Below are 11,688 nucleotides of genomic sequence, written 5' to 3' on the forward strand. Positions count from 1 at the left end.
GCCCGGCGCCGGCCGGCGGCGCCGGTTCCGCCGCGCTGCGCGGGGTGACGCTGGAGTGCGCGGCCGACGGTTCGGCCGTCGACGTCGCGCCCGCGCTGGCCGGGCGGACGGTGGTGCTCAACCTCTGGGCGTACTGGTGCGGTCCGTGCGCGGACGAACTGCCCGCGATGCAGGAGTACCAGCGCCGGGCCGGCGACGAGGTGACGGTGGTGACCGTGCATCAGGACGAGAACGAGACGGCCGCGCTGCTGCGGCTGGCCGACCTCGGGGTGCGGTTGCCGACCCTGCAGGACGGGCGCCGCCTGGTCGCTGCGGCGCTCGCGGTGCCCAACGTCATGCCTGCGACGGTGGTGCTGAGTCCGGACGGTAGCGTGGCCGGGATCCTGCCGCGGCCCTTCACGACCGCCGACGAGATCGAGACAGCGGTCGATCAGACGATGGGAGAGCCGGGGTGAGCTCCACGCGCGACGGGCACCGGCTGGTGCCCGACGCCGCACCGGCCTGGCTCACCCCGCTGGTCGACAACACCGACCGGGTGCCGCGCGCCTACCGCCGCCGCGTTCCCCCTGATGTGCTCGCGGCGCTGACCGCGGCCAACGCGACGGCCACCGTGACGGGCAGCAAGCGCGACGCCGCGGTGCTGGTGCTGTTCTCCGGGCCCGGCGACGAGGCGGGCGGCGATCTGCCCGACGACGCCGACCTCCTGGTGACCGTCCGCGCGTCCACGCTGCGCCACCACGCCGGGCAGGCCGCGTTCCCGGGTGGCGCCACCGACCCGGACGACGACGGCCCGGTGCACACCGCGTTCCGCGAGGCCACCGAGGAGACCGGCCTGGACACCAGCCGGGTGCATCCGCTGGCCACGCTGCAACGCATGTTCATCCCGCCGTCGGGCTTTCACGTGGTGCCGGTGCTGGCGTATTCGCCGGATCCCGGCCCGGTGGCCGTGGTGGACGAGTCGGAGACCGCGATCGTGGCCCGGGTGCCGGTGCGGGCATTCGTCAACCCGCAGAACCGGTTGATGGTGTACCGCGACGCCAATTCCCGCCGGTGGGCCGGCCCGGCGTTCCTGCTCAACGAGATGCTGGTGTGGGGATTCACCGGTCAGGTCATCTCCGCGATCCTCGACGTCGCCGGGTGGGCCGTGCCGTGGAACACCGACGACGTGCGCGGACTCGACGAGGCAATGGCGCTCGTCGGCGATCACGGCAGCTACGGTGAACCTCAACAATGACACCCTCTCAATGGCTTGACCTCCTCGTCCTCGCCGTCGCCTTCGTCGCCGCCATCTCCGGCTGGCGTTCGGGCGCGCTCGGATCGCTGATGTCGTTCATCGGCGTGGTGCTGGGCGCGGTGGCGGGCGTCCTGCTGGCCCCGCACGTGGTCGACCACATCAGCGGGCCGCGCACCAAGCTGTTCGCGGCGCTGTTCCTGATCCTGGCGCTGGTGGTGATCGGCGAGATCGCCGGTGTGGTGCTCGGCCGCGCGGTGCGCAGCGCGATCCGCAACCGGACGCTGCGGCTGTTCGACTCGATCATCGGCGTCGGACTGCAGATCGTCGCGGTGCTGCTGGCGGCCTGGCTGCTCGCCACCCCGCTGACCTCATCGGATCAGCCGAACCTGGCCGGTGCGGTGAAGGGGTCGCGGGTGCTCGCCGAGGTCGATCAGGTGGCGCCGAGCTGGCTCAAGCAGGTGCCCACCCGGCTGTCCGGACTGCTGGACACCTCCGGCCTGCCCGAGGTGCTCGAGCCGTTCGGCCGCACCCCGATCGCCACCGTCGACGCGCCGGATGCGGCGCTGGCCACCGACGCGGTGGTCGGTGCCACTCGGGGCAGCGTGGTCAAGATCCGCGGCGTGGCACCCGGCTGTCAGAAGGTGCTGGAAGGCACCGGCTTCGTCGTGGCGCCCAACCGGGTCATGTCCAACGCCCACGTGGTCGCCGGTTCCGAAAGCGTCACCGTCGAGGTCGACGGCCAGACTTACGACGCGTTCGTCGTCTCCTACGATCCCAACGCCGACATCTCGATCCTCGACGTGCCCAACCTGCCCGCCGCGCCGCTGACCTTCGTCGGCGACGCGGCCCCGGCGGGCACCGACGCGATCGTGATGGGCTATCCCGGCGGCGGGGACTTCACCGCCACGCCGGCGCGGGTGCGCGAGATCATCGAACTCAACGGCCCTGACATCTACCGCTCCACCACGGTCACCCGCGAGGTGTACACGATCCGGGGGACGGTCCGGCAGGGCAACTCCGGCGGGCCGATGATCAACCGCAGCGGCGAGGTGCTGGGTGTGGTGTTCGGCGCCGCGGTCGACGACGCCGACACCGGCTTCGTGTTGACGGCCTCGGAGGTCGCCAACCAGCTCGCCAAGGTCGGGAACACCGCGCGGGTGGCGACCGGCACCTGCGTCGGCTGAGTCAGCGCCCGTACACCTGGCCGAGGAACCGGCCGAGTTGTTCGTTGGTCTGCGCCGGGGCTTCCTCGTGCCCGTAATGACCGGCGTCATCGAGGGATACGTAGCGGCCGTGCGGGGCGAAACGCTGCGTGCGGTAGACCGGGTCGGCCAGCACGTACGGGTCACAGTCGCCGCGCAGGTGCAGCATCGGCACTGCCAGCGGCCGCTTCATCGCCCGCATGAACCGCCGGCCCTCACCCCGCAGCTGGCTGCGCACGGCCCAGCGCTGGTACTCCAGCGCCGAATGCGCTGCCGACGGGATCTGGATGGCGCGGCGCAGATGGTCCATCGTCTCCGAGAAGTCCTGCGAGGCTTGCCATCTCGGGGTTGAGCGGGCCCGCACCAGGTGCTCGACCTCCGCGCCGTCCTGGCGGGTCAGCGTCCGCTCCGGCCACATCGGCACCTGATAGCGCATCATCGACGGCAGCAGGGCGCGGCCCTGGTCGCGGCGGGTCATCGCGGAGGCGCGCAGCGCGACCGGATGCGGTGAACTGACCACTGCGATCGCGCGCACCACGCGGGGGTGCAGCACCGAGGTCGCCCAGCACACCAGACCGCCGTCGGCGTGTCCGACGAGCGTCGCGGTGCGGTGCCCGAGTGCCCGCACCAGACCCGCGGTGTCACCGGCAAGGGTCCAGCCGTCGTAGCCGCGGGGCGGTTTGTCGCTGCCGCCGTAGCCCCGCAGGTCGACCGCGACGACCCGGGCCCCGGTCAGGCCGGTGAGCTGATGGCGCCACGACCACCAGAACGAGGCGAAGCCGTGCAGCAGGATGACCAGCGGCCGTTCGGTGGCCGGGATGGTGGCGGCCTCGGCCGTGTCGGCCTCGACGACGTGGAAGCGGATGCCGTTGGCGTGAACCTCGAGGTGACGCCAGGGACCGTCGATCCGCACGACCGACGGGTCGGGCGGGGGCATTACCAGCCGGACGGGTCGGTGGCCTTCTGACCGTCGGACAGGGCGACCGCCTTCGGCGTCTTCTCGCCGCCCGGCGTCAGCGCTTCGCGGGTTTCCTTCACCGACTCGATCGTCTCGCGCGGGCCCCGGATTCGGCGCACCTTCAGGTATCCCAGCAGCGCCAGCAGGGCGGTGACCACGACCATGATGCCGAAGACGATGAGGAACGAGGCCCACCGCCACAGCCAGTTGTCCAGCAGTTCGGCGACGAAGAAAAAGAAGAAGAACGTCGAGTAGAACAGCACGACCAGCGCGGCGATGAAGAAGACGCTGCCGGTCAGCCCCTTCTTGACGTCCCGGGTGATCTCGGCCTTGGCCAGTTCGACCTCGGCGCGCACCAACGTCGACACCTGCGAGGTGGCGTCCTTGACCAGATCACCGATCGACGGATCCGGCTTGGGAGCGTGCGGGTCCACCAGCGGAATCGACGTCACGGTTGTGGGCACGCCGTTGTTGCGCTCGCCTCTGCTCACCGACACTTCCTCCCGCTGTGCTGACAGTCGCGGTTCATGTTGCCATGCGGGCTGCCGCTAAACGATTCCGGCCGACGTTAGACTGTGCCGATCACGAGGCGGGTCGGGCTCAATCGATGGGGGAGTGGCATTGCGTACCGGACACCGCCGATGGTCGTGGGCTGTGGCAGTGCTGACCGTCGTGGCGTGCGCGCTCGGCGTGGCGCCGATCGCCGCGGCGCAGGGTCCGGTGGTCCTCGGCGGCGGCTCCGGCATCATCGTCAACGGTGAATCGTTCTGCACGCTCACCACGATCGGCACGGACAACCGCGGCAACCTGATCGGCTTCACGTCCGCACACTGCGGCGGGCCGGGGGCGACGGTATCGGCCGAGGGGGCCGACGCCGCCGGGGTGCTCGGCACCATGGTGGCCGGAAACGACGCGCTCGACTACGCGGTCATCCAGTTCGACCCGCAGAAGGTCACGCCGACCAACACGGTCAACGGCTTTCGGATCGACGGCTTGGGACCGGATCCGTCCTTCGGGCAGATCGCGTGCAAACTGGGCCGCACCACCGGCTATTCGTGCGGGGTCACCTGGGGGCCTGGTGAGGATCCGGGCACGATCGTCAACCAGGTCTGCGGGCAGCCCGGCGATTCCGGCGCACCGGTCACCGTCGACAACCGGCTGGTCGGCATGATCCACGGCGCCTACACCCAGGAGCTGCCGACCTGTGTCATCCAGTACATCCCGCTGCACACCCCGGCGGTGACGATGTCGTTCAACACCCAGCTGGCCGACATCGCCGCCAAGAACCGACCGGGCACGGGGTTCGTCCCGGTCGGTTCCTGACCGCTTCTACTTGCTGGCCCGGATCGCCTCGAACACACTCGGATCCACCAGCGTCGAGGTGTCGCCGAGCTCGCGGCCCTCGGCCACGTCACGCAACAGCCGGCGCATGATCTTGCCGCTGCGGGTCTTCGGCAGTTCGGGCACGACGTGGATCTCGCGCGGCCGCGCGATCGGCGAGATCTCCTTGGCCACCTGCGCGCGCAGTTCGTCGACCATGGTCTCGTTGTCCTTGGCGTGCGATTCGAGGATCACGAACGCGCAGATGCCCTGACCGGTCTGCTCGTCGGTGGCGCCGACCACCGCGGCTTCGGCGACGCCGCTGTGCCCCACCAGCGCCGACTCGACCTCGGCGGTCGAGATCCGGTGGCCCGACACGTTCATCACATCGTCGATGCGGCCCAGCACCCAGATCTCGCCGTCGGCGCCGTAGCGCGCGCCGTCGCCGGCGAAGTACCAGCCCTGCTCGGCGAAGCGCGACCAGTAGGTGTCCTTGAAGCGCTGCGGGTCACCCCAGATGCCCCGCAGCATGGCCGGCCACGGCTGGTCGAGCACCAGGTAGCCGTTGGCCTGCTCACCGTGATCGGTGCCCGGGGCGAGCTGGTTGCCGTCGTCGTCGACGATCTTGGCCGAGATCCCTGGCAGCGGTGTCATCGCCGAGCCCGGCTTGGCGGCCGTCACACCCGGCAGCGGGGAGATCATGATGGCACCGGTCTCGGTCTGCCACCAGGTGTCGACGATGGGGGTCTTGTTGTTGCCGAACGCATCCCGGTACCAGCGCCAGGCCTCCGGGTTGATCGGCTCACCGACGGACCCGAGCAGCCGCAGGCTGGACAGGTCGTGGGCGTCGGGGATCTCGCGGCCCAGCTTCATGAACGTGCGGATCAGCGTGGGTGCGGTGTAATAGATTGTCACGCCGTACTTCTCGATGACCTCGAAGTGCCGGTGCTCGCTCGGCGAGGTCGGCGTGCCCTCGTAGACCACCTGCGTCACACCGTTGGACAGCGGTCCGTAGACGATGTAGGTGTGGCCGGTGACCCAGCCGATATCGGCGGTGCACCAGTAGACGTCGGTCTCGGGCTTGACGTCGAAGACGCATGAGTGGGTGTAGCTGGACTGGGTGAGGTAGCCGCCCGTGGTGTGCATGATGCCCTTGGGCTTACCGGTGGTGCCGGAGGTGTACAGCAGGAACAGCGGGTGCTCGGAGTCGAACGCCTCCGGGGTGTGTTCGGTGGACGCCTTGGGCACCACCTCGTCCCACCACAGATCGCGGCCCTCGGTCCACGGGGTGTCGATCCCGGTGCGCCGCACCACCAGAACGTGCTCGACGGATTTCTGGCCCTCGCAGGCCTCGTCGACGGCCTCCTTGAGCGACGCCGCCTTGCCGCGGCGGTACTGGCCGTCGGTGGTGATGACCAACTTGGCCTCGGCGTCTTCGATGCGCGCCTTGAGCGCGGAGGCGGAGAAGCCCGCGAACACCACCGAGTGCATGACGCCGAGGCGTGCGCACGCCAGCATCGCGACGATGGCCTCGGGCACCATCGGCATGTAGATCGCGACCCGATCGCCGGCCACCAGTCCGAGGTCGGTCAGCGTGTTGGCTGCCCTGCACACCTCGTCTTTGAGCTCGGCGTAGGTCAGCGAGCGGGAGTCGCCGACCGGCTCGCCCTCCCAGTGGATCGCCACGCGGTCACCGTTGCCGGCCTCGACGTGGCGGTCCACGCAGTTGTAGGCCACGTTGAGCTTGCCGCCCACGAACCACTTCGCGAACGGCGCGTCCGACCAGTCGAGGACCTCGGTGAACGGCGTGTCCCAGGAGAGCCGCTCGGCTTGGCGTGCCCAGAACGCGAGCCGGTCCTGCTCGGCCTCGCGGTACAGTTCCTCGGTCGCGTTCGCCTGCGCGGCGAACTCGGCGGGCGGCGGGTAAGCGGACAGGACTTCGGTGTGCGTCTCGGCCATGGGTGTGAGCGTAGTCACCTGCCGCGACGTCCACATTGAGACCTCACATCGTCGCCTGCGGACGGCAGCTCCGATGCGACGAGCGTCGGTCAAATCGAGCCCAGCGGTCGGCTAGCGTGAACGCCCATGACCGATCCGTTGGCGCCACTGGCCGAACTACCGGGGGTGACGGCGGCCGGTGAGGAGGCGCGTGAGGCGCTCGGCCGGGCGCACCGGCACCGCACGAATCTGCGCGGCTGGCCGGCGACCGCGGCCGAGGCGGCCCTGCGCGCGGCCCGCGCCTCGTCGGTGCTCGACGGCGGCTCGCTGCAGTTCAGCGAGGAGGGGGAGCCGGATCCCGTGCTGGCCGGCGCGTTGCGGGTTTCCCAAGCACTCGAAGGTGGCGCCACCGCGCTGGTCGACGTGTGGCAGCGCGCCCCGCTGCAGGCGCTGGCCCGGTTGCACGCGCTCGCCGCGGCCGACCTCACCGATGACGAACACCTGGGGCGGCCGCGGGCGGACGCTGGAGTGGGCCGCCGCCTCGAACTGCTCGCCGGGCTGCTCACCGGCGGTTCGCGCGTCCCGGCCACGGTGCTCGCCGCCGTCGCGCACGGGGAGGTGCTGACGCTGCGGCCGTTCGGCACCGCCGACGGCGTGGTGGCGCGGGGTCTGTCCCGGCTCGTCACGATCTCCAGCGGGCTGGACCCGCACGGTCTCGGCGTCCCCGAGATCTACTGGATGCGGCAGTCGGGGGACTATCAGGCCGCGGCGCGCGGCTTCGCCTCCGGCACTCCCGACGGGCTGACCGCCTGGGTGCTGCTGAGCTGCCGGGCGCTGCACGCCGGTGCCCGCGAAGCCCTCCAGATCGCGGCCGATTCATCGCAGTAGCAACCTGCGGGCAAACGCGAAGCGGGCGGCGTTCCGAATCGAGTTCGGCTCGCCGCCCGCTAGCACGGAGCCCGGTCCCCAAGCGTGCTGTTGGGGTTGCGTGGGTTGACCTCGGCGTCCGTGCGAGGCGACCCGGCTGCGCTCCCACCCAAAGGACCGCCGTCACCGTTCGCTGTTCGCACTTACGCAGGCCCGCAACACTTTTGCCTATTCCGCGGCATGTGCTCCGCGTGGGTGTTCCGGGTTCCGTGCTGGGTCGCCTGGTTCGGGAGATCCACCCTTCTCCTCCGGGTGAACCTTGGCCTCACCGGCTTCCGTGACTCCTTTCTACTCCGTGATGCCCGTCACATCAAGGGTGTCGGGCCCGCGATTCCGGATCGTTACGGCCGGGTCGTCAGCTATCGACCGGTAGCTCACCAGAAGCGGCGCAGCAGCGAGTAGGTCAGCGCCCCCGCGGCCAACGCGCTCATCCCCACCGCGGCGGTGGTCGCGACGGCCGCGCCCGACGGGGCCGGGATCCGGTCGCGCAGCGAAACCGGCTTGGTGAAGGTGAGGACCGGCCACCCGCGGTTGGCGGCCTCCTTGCGCAGCGCGCGGTCCGGATTCACCACGGCGGGGTGGCCGACCGTCTCGAGCATCGGCACGTCGGTGATCGAATCGGAGTAGGCGTAGCAGTGTTCGAGCGCGTAACCCTCGCGGGCGGCCAGCGCCTTGATCGCCTCGACCTTGCCCGCGCCGTAGCAGTAGAACGCGATCTCGCCGGTGTAGCGCCCGTCCTCGACGACCATGCGGGTGGCCATCGCATGCGTCGCGCCCAGCGCGCGGGCGATCGGCGCGACGATCTCCTCACCGGAGGCCGACACCACCACCACGTCGCGTCCGCACAGCTTGTGGTCGGCGATCAGATCGGCGGCCTCGGCGAAGACGAGCGGGTCGACGATGTCGTGCAGGGTCTCGCCGACCACCGACTTCACCTGTTCGACGTCCCAGCCGGCGCACATGTTCGTCAGGTAGGACCGCATCCGGTCCATCTGATCGTGATCGGCGCCCGACATCATGAACAGGAACTGGGCGTAGGTGGATTTGAGAACCGCGCGCCGGTTGAGCAGGCCCTGATCGAAGAAAGGTTTGCTGAAAGCCAACGTGCTTGACTTCGCAATGACCGTCTTGTCCAGGTCGAAGAACGCCGCTGTGCGCACCGGCCGGTCCGTCGCTGCCTGGGGGTGCGCAACGGTCGACGGCAGGGCGGTCCGATCGGGTTCGGTCACCTGGCCAGCATAAACGCGCTCACGTGACATCCAGGGCCCCCGCTGTACAAAATGGCAGATCACGACACGTGGCGTTCGACGCCCTTTTGTCACGAATCGGTTATTACAACGACGCTCGGGACTTGCATTCCGTGGCCGTACCGTGTGTATAGTGGGCGTTACCCGGGTTATGCCGGGTGTGCATCAGCCCGACCCCCCGGGGCTGATACACGACGACCTCCGCCTCCTCCCCCCCTGGCGGGGGTCGTCCCTTTTTGTGGGGTTGCATTCGCAAACCGGATAAATCGCGGTCCGCCCATAACGTTGCCCAAACGGCAATTCCGTGGCCTGTGTCACCGGTTATCCACAGTTGCCAGTTCTTCCACAGCGCGTACGTTCTCGCACCGTCGCGCACCGATTCGGGTCGTGGACACCCGGCACAGTGAGGCCATGCCCGCACCTCCCGGCATCCTGGCCATGCTCACCGACCCGGCGCTGCGCGACGACACCGATCGCGTGGCCGCCGCGGCCGCCGTCCCGGTGATCCACGCCGAGCAGCCGTCGAGCCCGAAGGCGTGGCTCGCGGCGGCCGCAGTGCTGGTCGACGAACCGGCCGCCCGGCGCTGCGCGGGTCGGTTGCCTCGGCGCGACTGGGTGCTGATGGTCTGCCGTGCCGAACCCGCCGCCACGGACTGGGAGGCGGCGATCTCCGTCGGTGCCCAGCGGGTGGTGCTGCTGCCGCGGCAGGAAGCCGAGCTGGTGGTGCTGCTGTCCGACGCGGCCGGCGCGGTCGGCGATGAGGCCGCCCGCGGACCGGTTGCCGCGGTGATCTCCGGGCGCGGCGGCGCCGGCGGCTCGGTGTTCGCCGCGGCGCTCGCGATGGGCGCGCCCGAGGCGCTGCTGATCGACACCGACCCGTGGAGCGGCGGCGCCGATCTACTGGCCGGGCTGGAGGACGCCACCGGCCTGCGGTGGCCGGAGCTGTCGCTGCGCGGGGGACGGGTCGGCTATCCCGCGCTGCGCGACGCGCTGCCCCGCACCGGCGGATTGACCGTGCTGGCCAACGGGCGAGCCGGCTCCGACATCGACGCGCATGCGCTGTCTGCGGTGATCGAGGCCGGCAGCCGGGGCGGCGCGACGGTGGTCTGCGACCTCGCGCGCCGGTCCACCGCGGCGGCCGAGGTGGCGCTGGACGCGGCCGACCTGGTGGTCGTCGTGGCCACCGCCGACGTCCGGACCTGCGCGGCCGCCGCCGCGATGGTGCCGTGGCTGTCGTCGCTCAATGCGAATGTCGGTGTGGTGGTGCGCGGTCCGGCACCGGGTGGACTGCGGGCCGCGGAGGTGGCGGCCTCGGTCGGGCTGCCGCTACTGGCCGCCATGCGCCCGCAGCCGGCGCTGGCGGCGGCGTTGGAGCGGGGTGGTCTGCGGATCCCGCGCCGGTCTCCGCTCGCCACCGCCGCCCGCCGGGTGCTCGGTGTGCTGCGGCACCATCCGGCGGTGGAGGCGGCGTGAGCGCGACGCTGATCGAGCGGGTCCGGGAGCGACTGGCCGCGGAGGCGTCCCCGCTGCACCCGGCCGCGGTCGCAGCGGCCATCCGCGCCGAATCCGGTGGCGTGCTGGGCGACACCGAGGTGCTCACCAACCTGCGGGTTCTGCAGACCGAGCTGACCGGGGCCGGCCCGCTCGAACCGCTGCTGTGCGCCGACGGCACCACCGACGTGCTGGTCACCGCGCCCGACGCGGTATGGGTCGACGACGGGAAAGGGTTGCGGCGCAGCCAGATCCGCTTCCCCGACGAGGCCGCGGTCCGCCGTCTGGCGCAGCGGCTGGCGCTCGCGGCGGGCCGGCGCCTCGACGAGGCGCAACCGTGGGTGGACGGTCAGCTGCACGGTCTGGGCACCGGCGAGTTCGTGGTGCGCCTGCACGCGGTCCTGCCCCCGGTGGCGACCGCGGGGACGTGCCTGTCGCTGCGGGTGCTGCGGCCGGCCAACCAGGACCTCGCCGCACTCATCGCGGCGGGCGCCATCCCGGCCGACGCCGCCGGCCTGCTGCGCGACGTCATCGACGCCCGGCTGGCGTTCCTGGTCAGCGGGGGTACCGGGGCGGGGAAGACCACCGTGTTGGCCGCGGCGCTGGGTGCGGTGCCGGCGCATGAACGCATCGTGTGTGTCGAGGACGCCGCCGAACTGGCGCCGCAGCATCCCCATGTGGTGCGGCTCGTGGCCCGCGGCGCGAACGTCGAGGGCGTCGGCGAGGTGACCGTGCGGGACCTGGTGCGTCAGGCGCTGCGGATGCGGCCGGACCGCATCGTGGTGGGCGAGGTGCGCGGGGCGGAGGTCGTCGACCTGCTGGCCGCGCTGAACACCGGCCACGACGGCGGTGCGGGCACCGTGCACGCCAACAGTCCCGCCGAGGTGCCCGCCCGGCTCGAGGCGCTCGGGGCGGTGGGCGGGCTGGGGCGTTCGGCGCTGCACAGCCAACTCGCCGCGGCTGTGCAGGTGCTGCTGCACGTGGCGCGCGACCGCTCCGGTATCCGGCGGCTCACCGAGGTCGCGGTGCTCGACCGGGGTGCCGACGCCGGGGTGCGGGTGGTCCCGGCCTGGCGCCACGGCAGAGGCCTGGCCGAGGGGGCCGACCTCTTGCGCATGCTGCTGGCCCAACGGGACGGCCGGTGAGTACCGCCGCGCTCGCGCTCGCGCTGGCCGTGCTGATCGGGCCGGCGGATGGGCGGCGACGTCTACCGGGCCGCGCGCCGCGCCGGGCGCAGCTGCCACGGCGCGCGGTGGCGGTGGCCGGATGCGCGGCCGTGGGGGCGGCGCTGTGGTCGGCCGCGCCGACGTCGGTCCTCGTCGCGGCCGCCGCGGTGGCGGCCACGGTGACGGTGCGGGTCCGCAGGAGATC

10 protein-coding genes and 2 pseudogenes are annotated in these 11,688 nt (G+C 71.3%); 8 read left to right on the forward strand and 4 right to left on the reverse strand.

From position 1 onward, the window contains the following. The 3 genes from E4P42_RS26375 to marP all read left to right on the forward strand — a co-directional run. A partial coding sequence (locus tag E4P42_RS26375) for a TlpA disulfide reductase family protein (RefSeq protein WP_135129591.1) occupies positions 1–455 on the forward strand: 455 nt, incomplete at its 5' end. After that, positions 452–1,234: a CoA pyrophosphatase gene (locus tag E4P42_RS26380; RefSeq protein ID WP_135129592.1), complete on the forward strand. Its 783-nt coding sequence runs from the start codon at positions 452–454 to the stop codon at positions 1,232–1,234. The genes E4P42_RS26375 and E4P42_RS26380, both read left to right, overlap by 4 nt. After that, complete coding sequence (gene marP, locus E4P42_RS26385) at positions 1,231–2,418, forward strand: acid resistance serine protease MarP (RefSeq protein ID WP_135129593.1); 1,188 nt, start codon at positions 1,231–1,233, stop codon at positions 2,416–2,418. The genes E4P42_RS26380 and marP overlap by 4 nt, the downstream gene beginning before the upstream one ends. A gap of 1 nt (position 2,419) precedes the next feature. Here marP and E4P42_RS26390 read toward each other — a convergent pair whose 3' ends face one another. Both E4P42_RS26390 and E4P42_RS26395 read right to left on the reverse strand, forming a co-directional pair. Next, a complete protein-coding gene (locus E4P42_RS26390; protein ID WP_135129594.1) occupies positions 2,420–3,373 on the reverse strand; it encodes an alpha/beta fold hydrolase in 954 nt (317 codons plus the stop codon). Beyond that, positions 3,373–3,885 carry a phage holin family protein gene (locus tag E4P42_RS26395; RefSeq protein ID WP_135129595.1) on the reverse strand — a complete coding sequence of 171 codons (513 nt, stop codon included), beginning with the start codon at positions 3,883–3,885 and terminating at the stop codon, positions 3,373–3,375. Before E4P42_RS26395 ends, E4P42_RS26390 begins: the two co-directional genes overlap by 1 nt. Before the next feature lie 172 nt (positions 3,886–4,057). On the opposite strand from E4P42_RS26395, the gene E4P42_RS26400 reads away from it, so the two are divergent. Continuing rightward, positions 4,058–4,717: a S1 family peptidase gene (locus tag E4P42_RS26400; RefSeq protein ID WP_245234247.1), complete on the forward strand. Its 660-nt coding sequence runs from the start codon at positions 4,058–4,060 to the stop codon at positions 4,715–4,717. A gap of 6 nt (positions 4,718–4,723) precedes the next feature. Here E4P42_RS26400 and acs read toward each other — a convergent pair whose 3' ends face one another. After that, positions 4,724–6,673 carry an acetate--CoA ligase gene (acs, locus tag E4P42_RS26405; protein ID WP_167759643.1) on the reverse strand — a complete coding sequence of 650 codons (1,950 nt, stop codon included), beginning with the start codon at positions 6,671–6,673 and terminating at the stop codon, positions 4,724–4,726. A gap of 126 nt (positions 6,674–6,799) precedes the next feature. On the opposite strand from acs, the gene E4P42_RS26410 reads away from it, so the two are divergent. Continuing rightward, positions 6,800–7,540 carry an oxidoreductase gene (locus E4P42_RS26410; RefSeq protein WP_135129597.1) on the forward strand — a complete coding sequence of 247 codons (741 nt, stop codon included), beginning with the start codon at positions 6,800–6,802 and terminating at the stop codon, positions 7,538–7,540. Between the two features lie 413 nt (positions 7,541–7,953). On the opposite strand, the pseudogene E4P42_RS26420 reads toward E4P42_RS26410, so the two are convergent. Continuing rightward, a pseudogene (locus E4P42_RS26420) lies at positions 7,954–8,800 on the reverse strand (HAD-IB family hydrolase); the annotation flags it as partial. 437 nt (positions 8,801–9,237) lie between these two features. On the opposite strand from E4P42_RS26420, the gene ssd reads away from it, so the two are divergent. The 3 genes and pseudogenes from ssd to E4P42_RS26435 form a co-directional block, all read left to right on the forward strand. Continuing rightward, on the forward strand, positions 9,238–10,299 hold the full coding sequence (gene ssd / locus E4P42_RS26425) for a septum site-determining protein Ssd (protein WP_135129599.1): 1,062 nt from the start codon (positions 9,238–9,240) through the stop codon (positions 10,297–10,299). Continuing rightward, a complete protein-coding gene (locus E4P42_RS26430) occupies positions 10,296–11,462 on the forward strand; it encodes a TadA family conjugal transfer-associated ATPase (RefSeq protein WP_135129600.1) in 1,167 nt (388 codons plus the stop codon). Before ssd ends, E4P42_RS26430 begins: the two co-directional genes overlap by 4 nt. Continuing rightward, positions 11,459–11,688 (forward strand): annotated as a pseudogene (locus E4P42_RS26435) (hypothetical protein); the annotation flags it as partial. The gene E4P42_RS26430 and the pseudogene E4P42_RS26435, both read left to right, overlap by 4 nt.

The sequence above is a fragment of the Mycobacterium sp. PS03-16 genome (assembly GCF_004570325.1).
Taxonomy (GTDB): domain Bacteria; phylum Actinomycetota; class Actinomycetes; order Mycobacteriales; family Mycobacteriaceae; genus Mycobacterium.